The 24,439-nt window shown below is 68.8% G+C and carries 18 protein-coding genes; 7 read left to right on the forward strand and 11 right to left on the reverse strand.

What is annotated here, in order from left to right; genetic code table 11:
• Positions 1-12: 12 nt before the first annotated feature.
• Positions 13-1,041, forward strand: a complete 1,029-nt coding sequence (locus tag Ssi02_RS10970) for a hypothetical protein (RefSeq protein WP_204024479.1) — start codon at positions 13-15, stop codon at positions 1,039-1,041.
• 61 nt (positions 1,042-1,102) lie between these two features.
• Here Ssi02_RS10970 and Ssi02_RS10975 read toward each other — a convergent pair whose 3' ends face one another.
• The 3 genes from Ssi02_RS10975 to Ssi02_RS10985 are packed head-to-tail and all read right to left on the reverse strand — an operon-like array spanning position 1,103 to position 5,336.
• A complete protein-coding gene (locus tag Ssi02_RS10975) occupies positions 1,103-3,424 on the reverse strand; it encodes a hypothetical protein (protein ID WP_204024480.1) in 2,322 nt (773 codons plus the stop codon).
• On the reverse strand, positions 3,421-4,365 hold the full coding sequence (locus tag Ssi02_RS10980; protein ID WP_204024481.1) for a hypothetical protein: 945 nt from the start codon (positions 4,363-4,365) through the stop codon (positions 3,421-3,423). Before Ssi02_RS10980 ends, Ssi02_RS10975 begins: the two co-directional genes overlap by 4 nt.
• Entirely contained in the window at positions 4,362-5,336 is a 975-nt protein-coding gene (locus tag Ssi02_RS10985; protein WP_204024483.1) for a hypothetical protein, read from the reverse strand. Before Ssi02_RS10985 ends, Ssi02_RS10980 begins: the two co-directional genes overlap by 4 nt.
• A 528-nt stretch (positions 5,337-5,864) precedes the next feature.
• On the opposite strand from Ssi02_RS10985, the gene Ssi02_RS10990 reads away from it, so the two are divergent.
• Positions 5,865-7,013, forward strand: coding sequence for a cation:proton antiporter (locus tag Ssi02_RS10990; RefSeq protein WP_204024484.1), 1,149 nt, complete (start codon positions 5,865-5,867; stop codon positions 7,011-7,013).
• A gap of 89 nt (positions 7,014-7,102) precedes the next feature.
• Here Ssi02_RS10990 and Ssi02_RS10995 read toward each other — a convergent pair whose 3' ends face one another.
• The 4 genes from Ssi02_RS10995 to Ssi02_RS11010 all read right to left on the reverse strand — a co-directional run bounded on the left by Ssi02_RS10995 (position 7,103) and on the right by Ssi02_RS11010 (position 10,127).
• Complete coding sequence (locus Ssi02_RS10995; protein WP_239128795.1) at positions 7,103-7,636, reverse strand: DUF1707 SHOCT-like domain-containing protein; 534 nt, start codon at positions 7,634-7,636, stop codon at positions 7,103-7,105.
• Complete coding sequence (locus Ssi02_RS11000) at positions 7,578-8,306, reverse strand: PadR family transcriptional regulator (RefSeq protein ID WP_204024486.1); 729 nt, start codon at positions 8,304-8,306, stop codon at positions 7,578-7,580. The genes Ssi02_RS10995 and Ssi02_RS11000 overlap by 59 nt, the downstream gene beginning before the upstream one ends.
• Before the next feature lie 264 nt (positions 8,307-8,570).
• On the reverse strand, positions 8,571-9,494 hold the full coding sequence (locus tag Ssi02_RS11005) for an aminoglycoside phosphotransferase family protein (RefSeq protein ID WP_204024487.1): 924 nt from the start codon (positions 9,492-9,494) through the stop codon (positions 8,571-8,573).
• A gap of 99 nt (positions 9,495-9,593) precedes the next feature.
• Positions 9,594-10,127: a CGNR zinc finger domain-containing protein gene (locus Ssi02_RS11010; RefSeq protein WP_204024488.1), complete on the reverse strand. Its 534-nt coding sequence runs from the start codon at positions 10,125-10,127 to the stop codon at positions 9,594-9,596.
• A 66-nt stretch (positions 10,128-10,193) separates the two neighbouring features.
• Here Ssi02_RS11010 and Ssi02_RS11015 point away from each other — a divergent pair, with 66 nt between their 5' ends.
• The 3 genes from Ssi02_RS11015 (at position 10,194) to acnA (ending at position 15,373) form a co-directional block, all read left to right on the forward strand.
• Positions 10,194-11,477: an MFS transporter gene (locus Ssi02_RS11015; protein ID WP_204024490.1), complete on the forward strand. Its 1,284-nt coding sequence runs from the start codon at positions 10,194-10,196 to the stop codon at positions 11,475-11,477.
• A gap of 266 nt (positions 11,478-11,743) precedes the next feature.
• A complete protein-coding gene (locus Ssi02_RS11020; protein ID WP_204024492.1) occupies positions 11,744-12,472 on the forward strand; it encodes a metal-dependent hydrolase in 729 nt (242 codons plus the stop codon).
• 174 nt (positions 12,473-12,646) lie between these two features.
• Positions 12,647-15,373 (forward strand): aconitate hydratase AcnA, encoded by a 2,727-nt coding sequence (gene acnA / locus Ssi02_RS11025; protein ID WP_275410651.1) that lies wholly within the window; start codon positions 12,647-12,649, stop codon positions 15,371-15,373.
• 134 nt (positions 15,374-15,507) lie between these two features.
• On the opposite strand, the gene Ssi02_RS11030 is transcribed toward acnA, so the two are convergent.
• Positions 15,508-16,293 (reverse strand): neutral zinc metallopeptidase, encoded by a 786-nt coding sequence (locus Ssi02_RS11030; protein WP_204024494.1) that lies wholly within the window; start codon positions 16,291-16,293, stop codon positions 15,508-15,510.
• 109 nt (positions 16,294-16,402) lie between these two features.
• Entirely contained in the window at positions 16,403-17,278 is an 876-nt protein-coding gene (locus Ssi02_RS11035) for a neutral zinc metallopeptidase (protein WP_204024496.1), read from the reverse strand.
• Positions 17,279-17,493: 215 nt separating this feature from the next.
• On the opposite strand from Ssi02_RS11035, the gene dxs reads away from it, so the two are divergent.
• Positions 17,494-19,389 carry a 1-deoxy-D-xylulose-5-phosphate synthase gene (dxs, locus tag Ssi02_RS11040; protein WP_445009405.1) on the forward strand — a complete coding sequence of 632 codons (1,896 nt, stop codon included), beginning with the start codon at positions 17,494-17,496 and terminating at the stop codon, positions 19,387-19,389.
• Positions 19,390-19,512: 123 nt separating this feature from the next.
• Entirely contained in the window at positions 19,513-20,997 is a 1,485-nt protein-coding gene (locus Ssi02_RS11045; protein ID WP_204024500.1) for an amino acid permease, read from the forward strand.
• A gap of 72 nt (positions 20,998-21,069) precedes the next feature.
• On the opposite strand, the gene Ssi02_RS11050 is transcribed toward Ssi02_RS11045, so the two are convergent.
• Positions 21,070-23,139, reverse strand: a complete 2,070-nt coding sequence (locus Ssi02_RS11050; RefSeq protein WP_204024502.1) for a 3-hydroxyacyl-CoA dehydrogenase NAD-binding domain-containing protein — start codon at positions 23,137-23,139, stop codon at positions 21,070-21,072.
• On the reverse strand, positions 23,136-24,335 hold the full coding sequence (locus tag Ssi02_RS11055; protein WP_204024504.1) for a thiolase family protein: 1,200 nt from the start codon (positions 24,333-24,335) through the stop codon (positions 23,136-23,138). The genes Ssi02_RS11050 and Ssi02_RS11055 overlap by 4 nt, the downstream gene beginning before the upstream one ends.
• Between the last annotated feature and the right edge of the window lie 104 nt (positions 24,336-24,439).

Below are 24,439 nucleotides of genomic sequence, written 5' to 3' on the forward strand. Positions count from 1 at the left end.
GCGGAGGGGAACATGACCACTCGGCATCTGGACGTGCGCGAGGATCTGGCTCCGCACGCGGTGGGCGAGCAGGCCCGGCTCAAGAGCTCCTATGAGTGGCTCGTCGAGCCCTGCAGGGAGTTCCTCGCCGCCGACAGGGGTGTGCACTACCTCGCGCACTACACAGGGGGCATCTTCGACTTCGCCCTGCACGTGCTCGGCGACCCCGCCGTCGCCGCCCGTCCCGGCTGCGCGGGGGCGGTGTCGCGGATCGGCGGGTTCCAGCAGGCCGGGCGGATGATGATCTTCCAGGTGGACCGGGCGGACGACTACCTCGCCGACCTGAAGACCGGCGGGCTGATCAGGACGGTCGTGGAGAGCGGCTCTGGGGCCGCCGTCTGCGGTCACGTGCGCCCCTACGAGTCCCTGGTGGCGGTGACCCTCGACCCGTCCCGGGTGTGGGACGCGGACAAGGGCATGGCGGAGCTGATCGGCGACATCCGGGGCCTCGTGAGCCTGCCCGACGAGGACCTCGGCGGGTTCCGGCGCGACGCGGTGCCTGCGAGCCACCCGCTGAGCGGCGACCTGCGCACCGAATACGGCGCCCCGGACTCCGACCCGCTCATCGAACGCGCCGCCCGGCTCACCGCCGCCGAGGTGGGGCCCGCCGATCTCCACTACCTCGCGTACTACGACCACTGGAGCCTGCGGTTCGCCGTGGACTGCTTCGCCCACCCCGACCTCGTGCGCTTCTTCACCGACACCACCCCCGAGGCGCGGCGGGCGAAATATGCCGAGCTGGGCAGCCGGGCCGCGGTGATCGCCGGGGACTTCGGCCACGCCATACGTCTTGTCAGCCGCGACAAACCCGTGCGCATCGTGCTTGACGTACGGCAGGGCGCGATCTACGTGCGCTGGCTCGACACCGGCCGCTACCTCGTGGGCGTCACCCTCGACCAGTCCATGGTGGCCGCCGCCGAACGCCGCCTCGACACGCTCCGGCCCCACATCGCCGCCCTGTTCCCGGTGCCCGCGGACGGCGCGGCCCCGCTCACGGGCTGACCCGCCGCCGTCCTGGTACGGCACAGCACGGTTCGCCGGGCATGCTTGAGGACCGGGTTGCTCAGGTGCGGGCCTCCACGGTGGCGAGGACCGAGCGGTAGACCCGGGGGCCGAGGCCGTCGAACGCCTGGCGCAGGTCCCGTTTGCGGGCCAGGCCGGTGTCGCTGACCTCGGAGAACGGCGAGGTCCACTCCACCAGGTGGTCGAGGCTGCGCATTGGCAGCAGGTCGGCCGTGGCCTCGTAGACGTCGCAGATCTCCCGCAGCCGGTCGAGTTCCTGCGGCGCGATGTCACGCAACCCCGACTCCGAACCGATGCTCTCCAGCCACTCCTGCACACTGATCTGGAACTGATCCACCAGCTTGTAGAGCAGCAGAGTCGCCCCCACCGCCGGCAGCGCCCCCGGCGTGGCCAGCTCGTGCCGCAGTGCGCCGCCGCGCGCCGCGGCACGCGGGCCCCGGGGCCGACGCCGTCGTTCGACGGCGAAGAGCTGCCTGAGCACCCGGTCGAGATCGTCGAGCGCGCCGAGCGCCGCCAGGGCACGTTCGAAGTGCTGCCCGATGCTGATCGGCAGCCGGCTCGACCGGGTCGAGGGCATGGATCGGGAAGGGGCGGTGAAGCTGATCCACTCCATCAGGCCCTCGGTGATGCGCCGCATGTCGCGGATCTCGCCGCTGAGCCGCTCGGTGCGTTTGTCGAGCAGGTCGAGCACGCCGGAGCCGTCGCTCGCGACGATGCGGTCGGTGCTGGCGCGCAGCCACGAGCGGAACTCGTTGTCGAAGTTGATCGAGTCGTACTGGATGGGTGCCCGGTCGAACAGCGTGTTCACCTTGGCGGTCAGCGCGGCGGGCACCCGCCCGTTGATCACCAGCACGCGGCGCACCGGGTCGGCCTCGGCGAGCACCGAGGACGCGGCGACCTCCAGCCGGTCGACCTCGGCTTTGTTGAGCACGGTGTCGGTGATCCACACCGCGCAGGCGCCCGTGCGGCCGACTGGGATCCAGAAGTCGACCACGATCCTGCCCTGGATGCGCCACTGCTCCTGGTTGACCCACCCCTCCGAGCTGACGATGCGGCGCACGGCCGCCTTGATGTCGACCGGTTCCGCCTGGCGGAAGACACGCCGGGCGACCTCCCCGACCAGCAGGCCGGTGACCCGCTCCTCGGGATCGCCGTCTACGGTGACGTCCTCGGCGCCTTCGGGATCGAGGTCGCCGGGTTCGCCGGCCGGGGCACGTGTTATCTCGTTCCGGTGCCGTCCGGCGACGACTTCTCCGTAGGAGTAGTGCAGGAGCCGGATCGCCTGCCGGGGGATGCCGTCGCTGATCCGGACGATCTCCTCGGGGGCGTCCTCGTCGAAACGCGGGTGCGGCCACGCGCCCAACTGGATCCGGATATATGCCTTTATGTGGTCGGGGTTGAACGGGGAGGGGGAGAGGATCCGCACGCGCTCCTTGGCGCTCGCCGTCAACATCTGCCGCGTGTCCGGCAGCCCGAAGATGATCAGCAGGCAGCCGGCGTTCACAAAGGCGTTGAGCAGCCGCTCGAACGCCGGAGTGACCTCCGGCGTGCCCTCGAAGAGCGGCAGCAGCCGCTCGAACTCGTCGATCAGCACGATGAGCTTACGGCCGGTGCGCCCGTGCAGATAGGCGAGTACGCCGATGGCCTCGATGGCGGCGACCTCGCTGTCGATGGCGCACGTGATGCCGTGCTCCCGCAGCAGCGGATCGGGCTCGGCGCCGCTCAGCCAGGCGTGGACCGACGGCTGGTATTCGTCCTCCAGGACGAGCTGGAGCGCGACGGCGAAATCCTGCCAGATGGCGAACTCCGCGAGGGCCGCCCTGAGCCGGTCGAGGGAGACGTTGCGCGCCATGCCGAACCGGCTGATGATTTCCTCGGCCGACCTTTTGCGGAACTCCGGCTGCTGGGTGAGCTGCCGGAAGACCGCGCTCTTCTGCAGGTTGTCCATCAGGGTGAAATGATGGTAGTCCTCGGCGAGCTGCTTGATCTGCTCGGCGGATATTTTCTTGATAAACCGGTCTAAGTAGAGCCTTAATAAGCTCCGGCCGGGTTCGTCGAACTCGATGAGGACGGTGTCCTCGCTGCGGCGCCGGGTGACGGCGTGCAGGACCTCAAGGGCGATGTGCGTCTTCCCCGTGCCGAACTCGCCGATGACCGCCAGCGCGCCGCCGAGCCCGGTCGTGCCGGTGCGGCCGGGCTCCATCGCGGCCAGATAGTCGTTGACGAAGGCCTTGACCTCGATCAGCGTCGGTGTCTGCACCGTCTGCGGCGGGCTCGCGGGACCGATCGTCAGGTGGGCGATGGCCGAGGGCGGGAAGGGATTTCGATCCGGCGGATCGGTCTGGACCTCGCGTGGCCTCACTCGCCCTCCTGTGGTTCGCCGAAGAAGTCAATCCAATTGTTTCCGAGGAAGCTGTTGAGATTCTCGTAGCTTATGGGCGCGCCCCCGTGCTGGGGGACGTAAGTCGAATAGAACTTGCAGAAATATTTCTGCAGAAAGCGGAGGGTGAAGAACTCCTCCGACTCCCTGATGTCGGTGAGAAATTCGATGAGCGCGTCGTCCGGGATCGACGGCAGCTCCTCCTGCTCCTCCGGCGGGAATCGCCGCTCGCGGTCCCTGAACCACGCCAGCCCGTCGGACGCCTGCAGCTTGCCGATCCGCACCGGGACGAGCGCCGAGCTGAACTCCTTCCGGATCGTGTTCGCCGGGGTGATCCCGAAACTCGGGATCTCGGCGAAGAAGACGATGTGGTTGAGTGCCAGCCTGGCCAGTTCGAGTATCTCCTCCTCAGACTTCGCCCTCGGCATCAGGGCCAGCACAATGAGCTTGTTCTTCTTCAGCAGCCCGCTCAATAGCCTGTAGGAGAGGATGAGGTCCTCCTCGGGGTCCACCGTGGCGAGGGAGTTCCATTCCTCGGTGGTGAAGAATCCGCCGCGATCGGCGCGCAACTGGTGCACCAGGGCCTTGAAGAGGGTGCGGGCCCGCCTCCTGTGGTCGCCCTCCGGGAAAATGCTGAAGAGGTCGACGATCACCGGCTGGTTCCTTTTCGGGAGGAGCCTGCGGTGGAGCCAGCTCACGCATTTGTTGACCAGCGCGGTCTTCCCGCAGCCGTCGCTGCCGGTGACCAGCACCACGTGCCCGTGCACCTCGATGTTGCCGAGTTCGCCGAACGCGCGGGTGAAGGCGTCGAACGAGTTGAACACATCGTCCACGTCCACATAGAGCGCCTCGTGGGTCTCGTCGACCCACGGGCAGAGCGCTTTGCTGGAATGCACGATGGGCGGCGCGCAAAAGGGGGTCACGTCGAACGCTCCGAATCATGAGGGTTGCCCGGATTTGCGTCTTGTTGCGTCGTGCTGCGTGTCGTGCTCGTGCTGCGTCCGGCAGTGCGCGCCGCCCTCCTCGCCGCCCGTCGCGCTCGCCGGGTCCGCCGTGTCTCCCTCGACCTGCCCAAGGCCGCCCCGGCGAAGAGCATCAGACCGTTGCCCGCGACGAGGTCCGCGAGCAGCCGGTTGTCCCGCTCGAACGTCGCCAGCGCCGCCCGGATGCGCTCGGGTTCGGGATTGTGGCCCGACGACTGGATGGCCAGCCAGTCGTCGTAGCCGATGACGCGGAGCTCCCCCTCCAATGTGACGCGCAGACGCGCGGCCGGCTCCCCGCACCGCTTGTGCATGCCGCCCACGAGGAGGATCTGGCTGAGAAGATCGGCGTGCCTGGCCCGGGTCATCACCGGGTCCGGCTGCCTGCTGTCGTTGTCCGTCCAGTCATGCAACTGCTGGGCATATGCCTCCCGGAACGCGGTGAATCTGGCCATCAGCAGGTCGGCTTCCCGGCGCCTGCGGTCCGAGGCCACCCGCCACTCCGTGCTGGCCAGGGTCAGCACCGCCCCGAAGGCGACCGGCACAAGCACCCCCAGCCAGCCCGACGGCGCACCCCCGCCGCCCTCCGGCGGGGCGGCCCCCGGCGACGACGCGCGTAGCGCCGCGCAGGCCCGGTCGAAGGGCTCCTTGTGCTCCTTGCGCCACTGGTCGACCGTGAGCCACTTGCCGTGCACTTTGAGGTTGCCGCCGGACTTCTCGCTCGCGATGCCGAGATTGACCGCCGCGATCAGCAGGGGGTCCCGTTGAGCGGGGGACAGGCAGAAGACGAGTTGCGCGTCCTGCGCGGGATCCGGCGCGGCGGCGAAGGCGGCGGGCCCCGCGAGGAAGGCCAGACCGAGCACCCAACCCGAGCAGACGAGTGACAGGCGACCGGGCGTCCGCCAACCTCCCATGACCATATCCTCCGTCTTTGCACAGCGAAAATATAGACCGGAGGTGTACCGGGTGATATGTACTCTATGCAATTGGGATCCGTCAACGGGCTCCGTGGCCCAATCGAAACTTCGCGCTAATTAGCACTTTTCCCGGTTGCTGGGAGTTGGCTGCCAAGTCTGGGCCGCACCAGGTCAGAGGCCCTCCGTTTTGTCCGGATCAGGGGGTAGAGGGCCGGTGCCATGGCCCCAAAGGCTTCTTTCCCTCACTGCCTTGGGCGGGATTCTCCGTACATCGCATGCGGAGTGCGGCGGGAGTGGCCTTTTCCCTTGAGCGCATGACTCACCCATGCGGTCGGTTACCCCACGTGACAGGTGCGACCACGATTCAACGGGCAGTCATCGGGTTTTACCCGAAGAGCGCCATTTTCTACAGCGGCGAAGGATGAAAGACTCGGGGCACCGAGCTCAATTCCGCCGATCCGGCGCGAGCCGTACCGGTCGGTTCCCTCCAGTCTCGGCCGTCGACCCCTGTCGGGAGGCACGCTCATGTCCGATGAGCGGAGCACAGGCACACGCGCCGCGGCACGTCAGTTGTTCGCCGCGCTTCTCGTCGCCGCCGCCGGGCTCATCAGCGCCCGGCTCATCCATGTGGACGTGGAGGACCTCGCCGCCTCCGGCGCCTACACCGTCCTCGCCACCGCGCTCCTCGCCGTCGGGCTGTTCGGCAGCACCTTCGGCATCTCGCGCGAGGTCGCCCGTTTCGACGTGCGCACCATCGTGCTCGCCGTCACCGCCGGCGTGCTGCTGAAGGCGGTCCTGATCGCGGGGGTCATGTACCTCGTTTTCCGGGACCCCGCGCACCTCGTGCTGGCGATCGCCGTCACCCAGATCGACCCGCTCTCGGTCGCCGCCCGCATCGGCGGCTCCCGCATGTCCCCGAGGGCCAGGACGATCCTGCTCGCCTGGGCGTCGTTCGACGATCCGATCACCGTCGTGCTGACCGTCTATCTGTCGGCCTTCGCCCTGTGGTTGTCCACCGGAGGTACGGCCGACCTCGGCCTCGGCCCCTACCTCGCCACCTTGGGCTGGAACCTGGCCCTGGCCGCTGCGGCTCTGGTGACATGGGCCGTTCTGACGGCGCTTCGCCGGGGTCCGGCCTTCCAGGTGGCGGTGCTTCTCGCCGTCCTCTCGGTGGGCGTGGCCTTCAACCTCATGCTGGCCGTCGCCCTCACGGGCCTGTTCTTCCGCCCCGCGATCGCCCCCCACGTCGAACGCGCCACCAAGGTCGCCCTCCACGCGGCCACCTTCATGCTGGGCATGCTGCTGGTGAGCCTGACCGGCGCCGGAGCCCTGGCCGGGGTGGTGCTGGGCGCCGCGGCGTTCGGCGCCCAGGCCGTGGCAGGACTCCTGGTGGCCGGCCGGGGCCTGCGCGGCGACCGCGTGTCCTTCGCCTTGGCCCAGCAGAACGGGATAACGGCAGTCATCCTCGCGTTATCCCTGCAGCCGGCATTTCCTCAGGCGGTGGCGGTGATCGCACCCGCGATCCTCACCGTCAACGTCCTGCACATCGCGACGAACTCTCTTTACGAGCGCCGCCTGTCCCGGTCCGCCGCGCTTTCCGCACGGGAGCGGGAGGACGTGTCGCCCGCGCCACCACGACGAGTGGAAAGCGGTCCGCAGCCGTCACGGCAGTAGGGACGCGGCGGACGGTGGGCTCAGGGTTGCCCGCACTCGGCCCCGGGCGTTCGGGCAACCCGAATGCGCGTGTGACGTCCAGCGGCGTTTCAGCGCCGTTGGTGCCTCATCTGCAGGCGTCGATGGTGAAACATCCCTGCCACGAATAGCACCACCCAGAAGAGGATGAAGTACTTAATAACCCCAAATCCACCAAAGGCCACAGCGAGCACTAGAAGTGGTATCCAAGGCCACGGGCCCGGGCCGCCACGCCGCCTGTGCACCGGGAGCCCCCCTCTGTGAGGGTGCCAGTGGTTGTTGTGGTGCCGGGGGCCGTGCGTCCGCTTCTGCTGGGCTCGTGGGGCGGGGGAGGGGGCGGCCGGCAGGTCGGCGGTCACCCGGGCGAGGTCGCCGGCCGTGCGGGCGGAGAGCGCCAGGTCCAGGCGCTCGTCCAGCTCCTCCAAGGTGATGTGCCCGACCGCGAAGGCCTCCCGGAGTGCCGTCGCCGTGGCGTCCCGCTCCGTATGACCGATGCGAAGATCCTCTGGCTTGTTCGTCACGGTGCCTTCTCTCCCGGCCACGAGGTCACTCGTCTCCAGGATCGCCGTCGGCCAGGATGTGGTAAAGCTTTCTGCGGCTTTCAATCAGCACTTCTCGGGCCTGCCGCACCTGCGCCGGGGTGCCCGTCTGCATGATCTGGAACATCGCGAACCCCGACTGCCGCGCCAGGTCGATCAGCTCCCACGTCGGATCGTCGAGGTCGGGCGCCATCTCCTCCCACGGGGCCCGCATCTCCTGCTGATTGGCGTCCACATAAGCCCGCCCCTCCTCGGTGAGGTGGAACGTCTTACGTCCCTCGGACTCCTCCGACCGCACCAGCCCCTCGTCGGCGAGTTGCTGAAGCGCCGGATAGACGGCCCCCGGACTGGGCTTCCAGCCCCCGTGGCTGCGTGCCGCGATCTCCTGAATGATCTGGTAGCCGTTGCGCGGCTCCTCCGACAGCAGCGCCAGGATCGCCGCCCGCACGTCCCCCCGCTTGGCCTTGCGTCCCCTGCTGCCATGCCGGTGCCCGCCCCCGAAGGGGAACCGCGGCGGCATCCCCGGCCATCCCTGCCCTTCTCCAAACCCGAACGGGAACCGCGGCCCCCGCCGCCGCGACTCCCGCGGCCCATGGCCCTCCCGGTGGGCCTCCTCCCCGTGCCAGCCGCCCGCCATGACAGTCCATGCCTCACGCATGGCCCGCTTCACGTGATCACGCACCTCACCGGCACCGGGACAGGCGTCACCCGCGCCCATCGAATGAGCCGAAGCCATGACATCCCCCTTCTTAAGACGATCGTCTCCAGATCGTTCTCGATGGCTCAACGATATATCGTCAACGTATCGCCATCAACCCCTAAGGTCGGTAATGGAAAACCCCGCACCGGATGCCGGTACGGGGCGCAATCTGGTGGTTGCGACGCTGTACGGGCTCTCGCCGTTCCTCGTGGTGGGTGTCGGGCCAGGGCCGACAGGTCGCCGTCGGGCAGCAGGCGCTCGACCAGGGCGCGGCCGAGGCCGAAGGTCGTGGGGTCGCCGTTACGGCAGGCGGGGGAGGAGGGAGCGGGCGACGTCGAAGGCGCGGCTGATGGGGGACCAGGGGACGCCGGGGGACCAGTCTTCTGCCGTCCATACGTCGGACATCATCGCCTTGACAAAGCCCCAGGCCACGACGCGGTCCACCGGCATCGCGAGTTCGTCGGCCAGTTGTTCCACGCGGGAGGGGACCAGGGCGGTCAGGGCCGGGTCGCGGTCGGCGGGGTCGGGGTTGAACAGCCAGGAGCCGACCTCGTAGCCGGGGTCGCCCACGAGGCCGTGCGGGTCGATGGCCAGCCATGGTTCGCGAGTGGCGCGGAGGATGTTGTCGTGGTGGAGGTCGCCGTGGAGGAGGACGCGGGCGGGGGCGGAGGCGCAGAGTTCGCGCATCAGGCCACCGGCGCGCACGACCAGGTCCAGCGGCAAGGGGCCGGTGTCACCGTAAACGGTCACATAGCTGTCGAACGCCTCCGCCTGGGTCACGGCCTCGGGGAGGGGGCAGCCGGGTGAAGGCGGCACGTGGAGGCGGCGCATCACACTGACCGCGGCCGACGTGGCTTCGCCGTCCCGGCCCGGCACCAGGTCGCGGCTGCGCCCGCCGGGGGCGACGTGTTCCAGGAGGAGCGCGCCGCGGCCGAGATCGGCCCGGAGGAGGCGGACGGCTCCGCGGCCGTCGAAGGCCGCGAGGGCGGGGGCCTCCTCGGCCAGAGACGTGCCGGTCGGCACTCCCAGTTTCAAGACGGCGGGCGTGCCGTCCTCGCAGGTGACCGAGGTGACGTAGTGGTAGGACAGCTCATAGGGCTCCCCGACGGTGAGCTCCCAGTCGCGGGCGAGCTCCTGCAGGGTCGCTGGGAGATCCGCCAGCCAGTGCGCACCCTCGACACCCCATGTGCTCACCACATTGTGGGTCAACTCATCAGTGATCACTTCTTGGAGCGTAGCCGACCGGCACGAATGCCCCTCGCCGCCGCCGACCTGTACGGCGGAAGCGCCGGTGAGCCGGTCACCTGTCTTTCGCGGGCCACCTCACTCGGGCCGGTCGCGCCGGGCCTGGGCGAAGTTGCGGGCCTTGGCCCGGTTGCCGCAGACGCGCATGCTGCACCAGCGGCGGGTGCGGCTGCGTGTGGCGTCCCAGAAGACCCAGCCGCAGTCGTGGTCCGGGCACTGCTTGAGCCGCCGCCAGTCGCCGGTGGCGACGGTGAGGGCCCACGCGGCGGCGATCCGGCCGAGTGGGTCGGCGGAGGGAAGGGGGGAGCCCGGCTCCGGCCTCTCCCCGAGGCGGACGTGGAGGGGGAGGCGGTCGAGCACGGCCTGCCCGGTCGTGAGGTCGCCCGCCGGCGGTTCGCCGCCGTTGGTGATGAGCACGCGGGCGCGGATGCCGGTGCGCAGGTCGACGCCCTCCCCGTGGCGTGAGGCGGGCACGGGCAGGCCGTGGTCCGCCATCCACGTCGTGAAGCCCTCCGCGGTGGCGAACTCGTCCGTGCCCTCCTCGATGTCGACCGTGTTGGCGAAGTCGAGGATCAGGGCCACATGGGCGGGCGTCTCGCTCACGTATTCCATCTAAGCACTTTGCCGGTTATGCTCCAACCATCTAACGGGATAGACGGTAACAAGTGTGGTGGAGCGATGACGGTGAGTGAGGTGGACGTGGAGGTCGCGACACGCTCCACGGAGCGGGAAGCCGGCGGGAGGACGGCGGTCAGGAACGAAGCCGCCCTGGTGGGCTTCATGGGCGTCAGCAACCTGGCCGACGGCATCTTCAAGATCGCTCTGCCGTACATGGCCCTCGCCCTGACCGACTCCCCGGCGCTCGTGGCCGGTGTGGCGCTCACGCTGACGCTGCCCTGGCTTCTCATCTCGCTGCACGTGGGCGTGCTCGTCGACCGCCTCGACCGCAGGCGCCTGGTGGTCGTGGGCAACCTCACCCGGCTGACCGCCGCGCTCGGCCTCCTCCTGGCATATGCGCTCGAGGCCCTGTCCCTCCCAATGCTCTACGGCGTGGGCCTGGTGGTCGGCGTGACCGACGTGCTGGTCAGCACCGCGGTGGGGGCGATCATCCCGGCCGCCGTGCCCCGGAGGCGGCTGGGGCGGGCCAACGCGTGGATCGCGGGGGCCGAGACGGTGGCCAACGAGTTCGCTGGGCCGGCGCTCGGGGGGCTGCTCCTCGGCATCGGCGTCTCGGTCGCGCTGGGGTGGACGGCGGCGGCGTTCGTGCTGAGCGCCGCGCTGATCATGCTCGTCGCGGGGCGGTTCCGCCCCGTCCCCGGGGAGGGCGAGTCCGCCGGCGGGAAGCGTTCGGTGCTGGGGGACATCAAGGAAGGCCTCCTCTTTCTCTGGCGAAACCCGCTGCTCCGGGTGCTCAACCTGACGACCGCCGTGCTTGTGGGGGCGTGGTCGGCCTGGTTGGCGCTCCTGCCGACGTACGCCACGGGCGTGTTGTCCGTCGGCGCGGAGGGTTACGGTTTGCTCGTCGGCGCCATCGGCGTCGGCGGGCTGCTGGGCGCGGTGCTCGTGGCGCCGGCCAACCGGCTGCTCGGGATGCGCTGGGTGCTCTTCGCCGACCTGGTGGGGACGTTCCTGATGGTGTTCGTGCCGGTTGTCGTGCCGGAGGCGTGGGCGGTGGGGGCCGCGGCCTTCCTCGGCGGCATGGGCGGCACGTTGTGGAGCGTGAACGCCCGTGTCATCTCACAGACGGTCGTGCCCGATCACCTGCTCGGGAGGTACGGCGCGGCCGCGCGGACGGTGACCTACGGCGCGTTGCCGGTGGGCACGGTCGTGGCGGGAGCGGTGGCGGAGTTCGCCAGTCCTTCCGCCGCGTTTGCCCTGTTCGCAGTGGGTTCGGCGGCGGTGATCGTGCCTTTTTTGAAGGGGGTGACGGCGGCCAGGCTGAGGGCCGCGACGGCAGAGTGAGCTAGATCACGCGATTATCTCGAAATCCGGGAACAATACCTCGAAACCTAGGCGTTATCTGGGCATAGACGGGATCGTTCCGTATCGGGAGGGCTGGGGGGTGCTCTCGGTGCCGGGATGGTCCCGTCTGTCGTTTCCAAGGCGCGCCGGAGTCCTCTGACCGGATCTGATCGGGTATCGCGCTGGTGAGGTCCTTGACTCTCACCCTGGCATCGTCAAGACGCCGGCGGCCCCCATTGAGTAGAGTCCCGTGCCGTGATCTTCGCATGATGGGGCATACGCACGCGCTGACCGGGGCTGTGGCGTGGCTCGGGCTGGCGCCGGTGTTCGCGGCGATGCCGTGGCTGAACGAATCGACCCGGTGGATCGACACCGGCATCATGGCGGGCGCTCTGTCGCCCGCCGAACTTATCGCGGGGGCGCTGATCTGTGCGGGGGCGGCGATGCTGCCCGACCTCGATCATCCGAGCGCCACGATCGCCCAGACCTTCGGGCCGGTCACATGGGGGCTCAGCAAGGCGGTCAGCTGGGTTTCGGGTGGCCACCGGGGGGCGACGCACTCGCTGGCGTTCGCGGTGTTGACCGGAGTAGGTGCGCATTTCCTGGCGAATCGATATCCGATCGGCAGGGACATCATGGTCGTGCTCATGATCGGGCTGGCGCTGCGCGCGATCGGCATCGGCGTGCCCGGGAAGAAGCTCGCGTCGGCGCTGGTCAACGTGGCTCTCACCGCGGGATTGTTCGTGGTCTTCCGCTCGTATGGGGTGGGTTACGCCTGGTTGGGCATGGCCGTGGGGGTGGGGTCCTTCATCCATGTGGTGGGGGACTGTCTCACCGAGCGCGGATGCCCGGTGTTGTGGCCGCTCCGCCACAAGTGGCTCTTGCCGTACAAGATCGGCATCAAGACCGGGAAGACCTTTGAGCAGAAGATTCTCGCTCCGATACTTTCCGTGGCTGTTGTCGGACTGCTGTATTGGCGACTTGCGCCTCTCTGAGGATACTGATGAGTAACTTGATGTCGAGACATCTAGGAAGATATCTTGACATCGAGACATCCGCTGTAACTCGCTGTCGAGCTGCAACTTAGGCGAACCTAACTGTCAGGTGCGCTCACCGGGTACGGCAGGATTTTCCTGCGAACGACCATTGGCCCGAGGAGGCGAATCACCGTGTCCGCGAACAGCTTTGACAGCCGTGACACGCTCCGCGTCGGTGACGCGGCATTCGAGATCTACCGGCTGGACGCTGTCGAGGGATCCAAGCGCCTCCCGTACAGCCTCAAGGTTCTCCTGGAGAACCTCTTGCGCACCGAGGACGGCGCCAACATCACCGCCGACCACATCCGCGCGCTGGGCCAGTGGGACCCGAACGCCGCGCCGAGCGTCGAGATCCAGTTCACCCCCGCCCGAGTGATCATGCAGGACTTCACCGGTGTGCCCTGTGTCGTCGACCTCGCCACCATGCGTGAGGCCGTGCGCGACCTGGGCGGCGACCCGGCGAAGATCAACCCGCTCGCGCCGGCCGAGATGGTCATCGACCACTCCGTCATCGTCGACTTCTTCGGCGCCTCCGACTCCTTCCGCCGCAACGTCGAGCGCGAATACGAGCGGAACCGGGAGCGTTACCAGTTCCTGCGCTGGGGCCAGACCGCGTTCGACGAGTTCAAGGTCGTGCCGCCGGGCACCGGCATCGTGCACCAGGTCAACATCGAGCACCTCGCCCGCGTGGTCATGGTGCGCGACGGCAAGGCCTATCCCGACACCTGCGTCGGCACCGACTCGCACACCACGATGGAAAACGGCATCGGCGTGCTCGGCTGGGGCGTGGGCGGCATCGAGGCCGAGGCCGCGATGCTGGGCCAGCCGATCTCGATGCTGATCCCGCGGGTCGTCGGCTTCAAGCTGACCGGCAAGCTGCCCGCCGGCGCCACCGCCACCGACCTCGTGCTCACCATCACCGAGATGCTGCGCAAGCACGGCGTGGTCGGCAAGTTCGTCGAGTTCTTCGGCGAGGGCGTCTCCTCGGTGCCGCTGGCCAACCGCGCCACGATCGGCAACATGAGCCCCGAGTTCGGCTCGACCTGCGCGATCTTCCCGATCGACGACGAGACCACCGCCTACCTGCGCCTAACCGGCCGCTCGGAGGAGCAGGTCGCCCTCGTCGAGGCCTACGCCAAGGCCCAGGGCCTCTGGCACGACCCGGCCGAGGAGCCCGTCTACTCCGAGTACATCGAGCTCGACCTCGCCACGGTCGTGCCCTCGATCGCCGGCCCCAAGCGCCCGCAGGACCGCATCGCCCTGTCGGCGGCCAAGGACACCTGGCGCCGCGACGTGCGCAACTACGTCGTCGACGGTGTCGACGAGGCCAGCGAGGAGTCCTTCCCGGCCTCCGACGCGCCCGCCTCCAACTCCACCGCCAATAGCCGCCCGCACCGCCCGACGCCGGTCACCCTGGCCGACGGGCCGAGCTTCGAGATCGACCACGGCGCCGTCGTGATCGCCGCGATCACCTCCTGCACCAACACCTCCAACCCCTACGTCATGATCGGCGCGGCCCTGCTGGCCAAGAACGCCGTGGACAAGGGGCTCACCCGCAAGCCGTGGGTCAAGACCTCGCTCGCTCCCGGGTCGCAGGTCGTCACGGGCTACTTCGAGCGCTCCGGGCTCCAGCCCTACCTCGACAAGCTCGGCTTCAACCTCGTCGGCTACGGCTGCACCACCTGCATCGGCAACTCCGGGCCGCTGCCGGCGGAGATCTCCGAGGCCGTGCAGTCGGGCGACCTCGCGGTGACCGCCGTGCTCTCGGGCAACCGCAACTTCGAGGGCCGCATCAACCCCGACGTGAAGATGAACTACCTGGCCTCGCCGCCGCTGGTGGTCGCCTACGCGCTCGCCGGCACGATGGACTTCGACCTCGACCACGAGGCGCTCGGCACGGACGCGGACGGGAAGCCGGTGTTCCTGCGCGACATCTGGCCCTCGCCCGAGGAGGTCTCGCACGTCGTCAACTCCTCCATCGGCCAGGAGATGTTCAAGCGCGACTACGCCGATGTGTTCAAGGGCGACGACACTTGGCGCTCGCTGCCGATCCCGACCGGCAACACCTTCGAGTGGGATCCCGACTCGACCTATGTGCGCAAGGCGCCCTACTTCGAGGGCATGCCGCACAAGCCGGCCCCGGTGACCGACATCTCCGGCGCCCGCGTGCTCGCCAAGCTGGGCGACTCGGTCACCACCGACCACATCTCCCCGGCCGGTGCGATCAAGGCCGACTCTCCCGCGGGCCGCTACCTGCGTGAGCACGGCGTCGAGGTCAAGGACTTCAACTCCTACGGCTCGCGCCGCGGCAACCACGAGGTGATGATCCGCGGCACGTTCGCCAACATCCGCCTGCGCAACCAGATCGCCCCCGGCACCGAGGGCGGCTTCACCCGCGACTTCACCGCCGACGGCGCGCCGGTCACCACGATCTACGACGCCTCGGCCAACTACCAGGAGCGGGGCATCCCGCTGGTGGTGCTCGCCGGCAAGGAATACGGCTCGGGCTCCTCGCGCGACTGGGCGGCCAAGGGCACGGCGCTCCTCGGCGTGCGCGCCGTCATCGCCGAGTCCTACGAGCGCATCCACCGCTCCAACCTGATCGGCATGGGCGTGCTGCCGCTCCAGTTCCCCGAGGGCGAGACGGCCCTGTCGCTCGGCCTGACCGGTGAGGAGACCTTCGACATCACCGGTGTCGAGGAGCTCAACATCGGCTCCATCCCGGGCACGGTGACGGTGCGGGCGGGCGACAAGACCTTCGAGGCGGTCGTGCGCATCGACACCCCGGGTGAGGCCGACTACTACCGCCACGGCGGCATCATGCAATACGTCCTGCGCTCCCTGCTCGCCAAGAGCTGAGCGGGGTCATCGGGGGTAGGTGCTTGCTCGGCACAAAGGCGGGCCGTAAGGCCCGCCCGATCGGGTGAATTCTCCCCAAACCGAAACCGCCCGGTGGGATAACCCTCCCACCGGGCGGTTTCGCGTCGATTGGTCTAGGAGACCAGGCCCTTCGGGGCCTTGAAGGTGTTGCAGACCTGGGGGCCTTCGGCGTCCCAGCCCTTCTTCAGCCAGTGGGCGATGTTCTTGCCCTTGCCGTGCGACAACGAGTCGCCGTACTGCGCCATCTTCACGATGTACTTGAAGTCGAACTCCTTGCGGCCCAGGGAGTGCCACACGCTGCCGATGAACGCGCCCGACATGCACTCCGCCTGGAGCTCCACACGCCGCACATGGCCGAGCCGGACCTTCTCCGAGGCCTTCCTGCCCATCCGGCTGAGGGCGGGCAGGATGCCGGTGAGGTTCTGCACGTGGTGGCCGTACTCGTGGGCGATCACATGCATCAGGTCGAGTTCGTACGGCTCAGCCAGCAGGGCCTTGTCGAGCAGCACGACCATGGTGCGCTTGTCCCAGCAGTAGACCGCCTGGGCGCCCTTGGGGAACCGCCCGCAGGCCGACGGCCCGATCCTGGGGATGACCTGGAACTTCGGCTTTACAAAGGGGATGCCCGCCTTGGCGAGCTGCTTGCTCCACGACTCGTTGAGGCAGTCGAGCAGGAACTCCAGGTAGACACGCACACCCTCCAGGTCGTCGGCCTGGACGGGGACCTCCTCACAGGTCTTCAGCTCGAGCGGACCGGTCTTGTAGATCGCATTGCTGGTCATCACCCGCGGGTAGGAGGCGGCCTGCTTGGCCTCGGCCTCCACTCCGGCGTGTGCCGTACCGGCGAACATGAGGCTCGCCAGGGCGCCGGATGCGAGCGATTTGAGGGGGATTCGCATGTGCACAGAACCTTATTTGCGACAATGTTAGAGGTAAAGCCCAATTATCGTCATAAGTTGCGCGCGAAGGTGGCGCAATGGCGAGAACGGCTCTGCACTCGGCGAATTTCTAGGACACGCGGCTACTCGGAGCGGTCCACGTATTGCACGCCGAAGGTGACCCTGCGTTAAAGCCGCGCTGCATCCAATATGCCTGGCTTGTGCCTTTACCGTGGTCGTTCGTCGGCCAGCCCTTGTGGCCGTTCTTCTGCGTCCAGCGGATCATGCCGTCCCACTCGTCCTGGTCCACGGGAAGACGGTTCTGCGCACTGCGCAGGAAGGCCCCGGCCAGGCAGTCCGCCTGCAGTTCCGAGCGGCGGGAGAGCAGGAGCTTAACGGACGCGCGACTGCGCGCGGCCTGCTCCCAGTAATAGGGAAGGATGCCTGCGACATATTGCACATGATGGGCGTATTCATGGGCTACGAGCTGGGCAAGGCCCAGATCGAATGGATCGCGAAGATTACTCTTAGTGATGGCGATATATACGGTGCGATTGGTTCCGCAATAGACGCCGGTCGCGCCTTTGGTCCACTTGCCGCATGGGGTGGTGATGCGCGAGGTGACAAAACGCAGGTTAGGCCTGCTGAAGGGGATGCGGGCTTTCTTGAACTGCGCCGTCCACGAGGTGTTCAGGCATGCGTGCACCTTTTGCGCGTACAACCGGAAGGAGGCGGCGCTGCCCTTGCGGGTGGCCGTCGGGGCGCAGGACGAGACGGGCAGCGTGCCCGAGCGGTAGAGCGGGTTCGCCACGGCGGCGGCGCGGCCACGCGGCGGGGCCAGCACCGTGTTCCCGGCCGCCGAGCCGGCCGTTCCGGCGGCGGCCGAGGAGCGGACGGTGGTGTCGGCTGCCGGGGTGGCCGCCAGTGCCGTACCGGCCCCCATCAGGGTGAAGACCGTGGTCACCGCCAGGAGTGACGGGAGTTTCCTCATGGGGAGATAGTTCATAGTGTGCCAACCATAGGCCAAAGAGAGATTTATCGGGGTTTGACTAAACGTATGTGGGTAACCCGGTACGGCGTGGTTCGCCAGGCTGTACCCGATCTGGAGAAGCTGAGGTGGGATCCGGGCGGGATTCGGAGTGTTCGCGAACTAGACTCGGTTCGATGGCGAGCTGGAGCAGAGGGGATGATTCCGTGAGCGAGCCGAGCGCAGGCGATGGCCTGCTGGCTTCGATCAAGGGACCGCGGGACGTCAAACGACTCAAACCGGAGGAGCTGCCGGCACTGGCCGCAGAGATCCGCGATCTATGCGTCGCCGCCGTGGCCAAGTCGGCGGGGCACCTCGGGCCGAACCTTGGCGTGGTCGAGCTGACCATCGCACTGCACCGGGTCTTCGACTCGCCACGTGACCGCATCCTGTGGGACACCGGGCACCAGGCCTACGTCCACAAGATGCTGACCGGCCGTGCCGGGCAGTTCGGCACCCTGCGCCAGGAGGGCGGCCTGTCCGGCTACCCGAGCCAGGCCGAGTCCGAGCACGACATCATCGAGAACTCCCACGCCTCGACCGCGCTGTCCTACGCCGACGGCCTGGCGAAGGCCTACACGCTGCGCGGGGAGCGCGACCGCGCGGTCGTCGCCGTGATCGGCGACGGCGCGCTGACCGGCGGCATGGCCTGGGAGGCGCTCAACAACATCGCCGGCAGCAGGGATCAGGACCTCCCGCTGGTGATCGTGGTCAACGACAACGGCAGGTCCTACTCGCCGACGATCGGCGGCCTGGCCTCCCACCTGTCCGCGCTGCGCACGACCCAGCGCTACGAGGACATGCTGGAGTTCGTCCGGGACAACCTGACCAAGGTCCCGCTCGTCGGCAACCCGGTCTACGACACCCTGCACGGCATCAAGAAGGGCGTGAAGGACATCTTCGCGCCGCAGGCGATGTTCGAGGACCTCGGCCTGAAGTACATCGGGCCCATCGACGGACACAACACCGAGTTCGTCGAGGCGGCCCTGACCAAGGCCAAGGGGTTCCGCCGCCCGGTGATCGTCCACGTGATCACCCGCAAGGGCCACGGCTACTCGCCGGCCGAGAACCACGACGAGGACTGCTTCCACTCGCCCAACGTCTTCGACCCGGCGACCGGCCGCGAGGTGCCCAAGCCGTACGGATGGACCAACGTCTTCAGCGACGAGATCGTCCGGCTCGCCAAGGACCGTGAGGACATCGTCGCGATCACCGCGGCCATGCTGCACCCGGTCGGCCTGGCCGACTTCGCCGAGGCGTATCCGGACCGCATCTACGACGTCGGCATCGCCGAGCAGCACGCGCTCACCAGCGCGGCCGGCCTCGCTCTCGGCGGGCTGCACCCGGTCGTGGCGCTCTACGCCACGTTCCTCAACCGGGCCTTCGACCAGCTCCTCATGGACGTCGCGCTGCACCGCCTGCCCGTCACGGTCACCTTGGACCGCTCCGGCGTCACCGGCGACGACGGTCCGAGCCACAACGGCATGTGGGACCTGTCCATCCTCCAGGTGATCCCCCACCTGCGCGTCGCCGTACCCCGCGACGCCGACCGCCTGCGCGAGCTGCTCGCCGAGGCCGTCGAGGTCAAGGACGGGCCGACCGTCGTGCGCTACCCGAAGGGCCCGGCGGGCGAGGCCATTGAGGCGGTCGGGAAGCTCGGCGAGATGGACGTGCTGCTGGCCGGCGACCCCGACGTGCTGATCGTCGCCGTCGGCCCCATGGCGGCCATCTGCCTGGAGGCCGCGACGCTGCTCGACGCCCACGGAATCTCCGCCACGGTCGTCGACCCCCGCTGGGTCAAGCCGCTGGACGAGGCCCTCGTGCTCGCCGCGACCGCGCACAAGCTCGTCGTGGTCGTGGAGGACAACGGCCGCGTCGGCGCGGTCGGCGACGCAGTGGCCCGCCTGCTGCGCGACGCCGACGTCGACGTGCCGGTGCGGACCTACGGCATCCCGCAGCGGTTCCTCGACCACGCCAAGCGGCCCAAGATCCTGAACGAGATCGGGCTCACCCCGCAGGCCCTGGCCCGTCAGATCACCGAGGCCGTCGCCAAGCGCAGCACTCCGCTGGAGAACCACCCGACCAGGTGATCCATTCGAGAGATCTCCGAGCTGAGGGGCCAAGTCAGATCATGATTTGGCCCCTTGCTTAGCGACAAAATGCGATTCTTACCTAATTGATCGGGTACGCACTTCCCACTGGGAGGTGTGGTGATGGGCAATGGTTCGAAGAGTATTTTCCGCACGAAGTCGATTGAGCAGTCGATCCGTGACACGGAGGAGCCCGGGCATCGGCTGCGCCGCAACCTGAGCGCGCTTGACCTCACCGTCTTCGGCATCGGCGTCATCGTCGGCACCGGCATCTTCGTCCTCACCGGCCGTGTCGCCCGCGAGCTCGCCGGACCCGCCGTCGCCCTGTCGTTCGTCGTCGCCGCGATCGTCTGCGCCCTGGCCGCGCTCTGCTACGCCGAGTTCGCCTCGACCATCCCGGTCGCGGGCTCGGCCTACACGTTCTCCTTCGCCACCATCGGCGAGTTTCCGGCCTGGATCATCGGCTGGGACCTCATGCTGGAGATGGCGCTGGGCGCGGCGGTGGTGGCGGTCGGCTGGTCGGGATATTTCACGTCTCTGCTCTCCACCGCGGGCATCCACCTGCCCGCCTCCATCGCGGGCGACACAGCGGTCGTCAACGTGCCGGCCGCCGTGATCGTCCTCATCCTCACCGTCGTTCTCGTTCTCGGCATCAAACTCTCGTCCCGCGTCAACCTGGTCGTCGTCGCCGTCAAGGTGGCGGTGGTGCTCCTGGTCATCTTCGCCGGCCTGTTCTTCGTGAAGGCGGCGAACTACACCCCGTTCATCCCCCCGGCGGTGACCACCCCCGAGGTGGAGGGGCTGGCGGCGCCGCTCATCCAGGTGATGTTCGGCGTCACCCCCGTGGCCTTCGGCGTCATCGGCATCTTCTCCGCCGCCGCCATCGTCTTCTTCGCCTACATCGGCTTCGACGTCGTCGCCACCGCCGCCGAGGAGACCCGCAACCCCCAGCGCGACCTTCCGCGCGGCATCATCGGCTCCCTGGTCGTCTGCACCGTGCTCTACGTCGGCGTCTCCCTCGTCGTCGTCGGGATGGAGTCCTACACCCGCCTCAGCGAGTCCGCCCCGCTCGCCGACGCCTTCCGTGCCGTCGGGCAGCCGTGGATCGCCGGCCTGATCAGCGTCGGCGCCATCGCCGGGCTCACCACCGTGGTCATGATCCTCATGCTGGGGCAGAGCCGCATCCTGTTCGCCATGAGCCGTGACGGCCTCCTGCCGCCCAGCCTTGCTCAAGTGCACCCGAAGTACGGCACGCCCGCCCGCACCACCGTCGTCATCGGCCTGCTGACCGCGGTCCTCGCCGGCCTCATCCCGCTGTCGGCCCTCGCCGAGCTGGTCAACATCGGCACACTGTTCGCCTTCGTCGTGGTGTCGATCGGCATCGTGGTGCTCCGCCGTACGCGCCCCGATCTGCCGCGGGCCTTCCGCACGCCGTTCGTGCCGGTGCTGCCCGCACTGTCGGTGCTCGCCTGCGTCTACCTGATGCTCAACCTGCCCGTTGAGACGTGGCTGCGATTCCTGGTGTGGATGCTGCTCGGCGTGGTGATCTTCTTCGTCTACGGCCGCCGCCACAGCCGCGCCACCGTTCAGGTGCCCGTCGGAAAGTGAGAACTCCCGGCCCCCGCAGGGCCGCTCGTGCCGGAACGAGGGCGGCGCGGGGCCGGGAGGACTTTATGGACTCTATGCGGGGAGGGAGGCGACGCCGGGCGCGAGGAAGCGGGGGCTGGAGACGCCCTCCCGGTCGAGGTAGGGCGTGATGCCGCCGAGGTGGAAGGGCCAGCCGGCGCCGAGGATCATGCACAGGTCGATGTCCTGGGCCGCCGCGACCACACCCTCGTCGAGCATGAGGCGCACCTCCTCGGCGAGGGCCTCAAGGGCACGCCGGCGCACCTCCTCCGCCGTGGAGGGGGAGTCCCCACCGCCGAAGATCGCCACGGCCTCGGGATCGAGGCTGAAGCCGGCCCCGTAGACGCCGGGTTTGCCCGACGCGACCAGGGCGGCCATGTTGGCCGAGACCGGGAAGCGGTCCGGGAACGCCTCGTGCAGGGTCTCGGCGACGTGGAGCGCCACGGCCGGGCCGACGAGCTGCAGCAGGGTGAACGGCGTGAGGGGCAGCCCGAGGTCGTCGAGCGCGTGCTCGGCTACCTCGAGGGGCGTGCCCTCGTCGACGGCGCCGATGACCTCGCCCATGAAACGGGTGAGCAGGCGGTTGACCACGAAGGCGGGGGCGTCCTTGACGAGGACGCACGACTTGCGGAGGGTCTTGCCCACCGCGAAGGCGGTGGCGACGGTGGCGTCGTCGGTCTTGTCGCCCCGCACGATCTCCAGCAGCGGCATGACGGCGACCGGGTTGAAGAAGTGGAAGCCGACGACCCGCTCGGGGTGTTTGAGGTCGGACGCCATCTTCGTGACCGACAACGAGGAGGTGTTGGTGGCCAGCACGCATTCGGGCGTGACGACCTCCTCGACCTCGGCGAAGACCTTCTGCTTGACGGCGAGGTCCTCGAACACGGCCTCGATGACGAAGTCGGCGTCGGCGAAGGCGTCCTTGGTGAGCGAGCCGGAGACGAGGCCGCGCAGGCGGCTCGCCTCGTCGGCGGAGACCCGCCCCTTGGACTGGAGTTTGCCCACCTCGGCGTGAATGTAGGCGAGGCCCTTGTCGATGCGCTCCTGGTCGAGGTCGGTGAGGACCACGGGCACCTGGAGGCGGCGCGCGAACAGCAGCGCGAACTGCGACGCCATCAACCCCGCCCCCACCACGCCCACCTTGGTGATCTTGCGGGCGAGGGACTTGTCGGGTGCGCCCGCGGGCCGCTTGGCGCGCCGCTGGACCAGGTCGAAGGAGTAGAGCCCGGCGCGCAGCTCGTCGCTCATGATGAGGTCGGCCAGGGCCTCGTCCTCCGCGGCGAAGCCCTCGTCGCGGGTGGCGGTGCGCGCCTGGGCGATGAGGTCGAGCGCGCGGTAGGGCGCGGGGGAGGAGCCGCGGAGTTTGAGGTCGACCAGGCCGCGGGCGGCCTCGACGGTCTGGGTCCAGTCGCCCTCGGGCTCACGCCGCACGACCGTGGTCTCGCCGCGCAGGACGCCTGCGGCCCACCGCAGCGACTCCTCCAGGAAGTCGGCCGGCTCGAAGATCGCGTCGGCGACGCCGAGCGAGAAGACGTCCCGCCCCTTGATCATGCGGTTCTGCGACAGCGGGTTCTCGATGATCAGCTTGATCGCGGCCTCGGGACCGATGAGCCGCGGCAGCAGATAGGTGCCACCCCAGCCCGGGACAAGCCCGAGGAAACACTCGGGCAGCGCGAAGGCCGGCACCCCCGACGACACCGTGCGATAGGTGCAGTGCAGGGCGATCTCCACACCGCCCCCCATGGCGGCGCCGTTCACGAACGCGAACGACGGCACCGGCAACTCGCCGAGCCGGCGGAACACCGAGTGCCCGAGCCGTCCGATCTGCAGCGCCGTCTCGCGGTCCGCGATGTGCCCGACGCCCTTGAGATCGGCGCCGACGCCGAAGATGAACGGCTTGCCGGTCACGCCGACGGCGGCGAGTTCGGTGCGCCCGGCGACCGTGTCGAGCGCGTCCGACAGCGACATGAGCCCGCCGGGGCCGAACGTGTTGGGCTTGGTGTGGTCGAACCCGTTGTCCAGCGTGATCAGCGCGAGCGTGCCCGCGCCGCCGGGGAGTTCGACGTCGCGCACGAGGGCCTTGGTGACGACCTCGTCGGTGAAGAGATCCCTGATGTCGCTCACTTCGCACCTTCCCACGCGGGGTTCTCCCAGATGACCGTTCCGCCCATGCCCATGCCCACGCACATCGTGGTCAGCCCGTAACGCACGTCGGGCCGCTCCCCGAACTGCCGCGCGAGCTGCGTCATCAGCCGCACTCCCGACGAGGCCAGCGGGTGGCCGAAGGCGATGGCCCCGCCGTACGGATTGACCCGCGGGTCGTCCTCGGCGATCCCGAAGTGGTCGAGGAACGCCAGCACCTGTACGGCGAAAGCCTCGTTGATCTCCACCAGCCCCATGTCGCCGATGCCCAGCCCGGCCAGGCGCAGCGCCTTCTCGGTGGACGGGATCGGGCCGACGCCCATCACCTCGGGCTCCACCCCGGCGAAGGCGTAGGACATCAGGCGCATCTTGGCGGTGAGACCGAGCTCCTCGGCCACCTCGGCGGCGGCCAGCACACACCCGGTGGCGCCGTCGTTGAGGCCGGCGGCGTTGCCCGCGCTGACCCGGCCGTGGGGCCGGAACGGGGTCTTGAGCGCCGCGAGTGCCTCCATGGTGGTGCCGGGCCGCGGCGGCTCGTCGGCGGTGGCGAGGCCCCAGCCCTTCTCGGCGGAGCGGGTGGCCATCGGCACGAGGTCGGGCTGGATGCTGCCGTCGGCATATGCCTTGGCGACCTTCTCCTGGGAGGCCACCGCATATGCGTCGGCGCGCTGCCGGGTGATCGCCGGATAGCGGTCGTGGAGGTTCTCCGCGGTCATGCCCATGATGAGCGCCGAGCCGTCGACCAGCTTCTCGGCGAGGAACCGGGGGTTGGGGTCGGCGGCCTCGCCCATCGGGTGGCGGCCCATGTGCTCGACGCCGCCCGCGATGGCGACGTCGTAGGCGCCGAAGGCGATGCCCCCGGCGACGGAGGTGACCGCCGTCATCGCGCCCGCGCACATGCGGTCGATCGCGAAGCCCGGCACGGACTTGGGCAGGCCGGCGAGCACGGCGGCGGCGCGGCCGATGGTCAGGCCCTGGTCCCCGATCTGGGTGGTGGCGGCGATGGCGACCTCGTCCACCCGCTCGGGGGGAAGGGTGGGATTTCGCCGGATCAGCTCGCGGATCACGCGGATGACCAGATCGTCGGCACGTGTCTCGGCGTAGAGGCCCTTGGGGCCTGAACGGCCGAACGGCGTGCGTACTCCGTCGACGAAGACGACGTCACGAGACGAAGGCACTCGGTTCACTCCTCAGTGCGCGGGTTGCGATGCTCCATGACCCACTTCGTCCCGCCGGGTGGGCGGCGAAGAAGGCCGTCGCAGGGCGACCGTGACCGACGGAA

The organism is Sinosporangium siamense (assembly GCF_016863435.1).
Taxonomy (GTDB): Bacteria; Actinomycetota; Actinomycetes; order Streptosporangiales; family Streptosporangiaceae; genus Sinosporangium; species Sinosporangium siamense.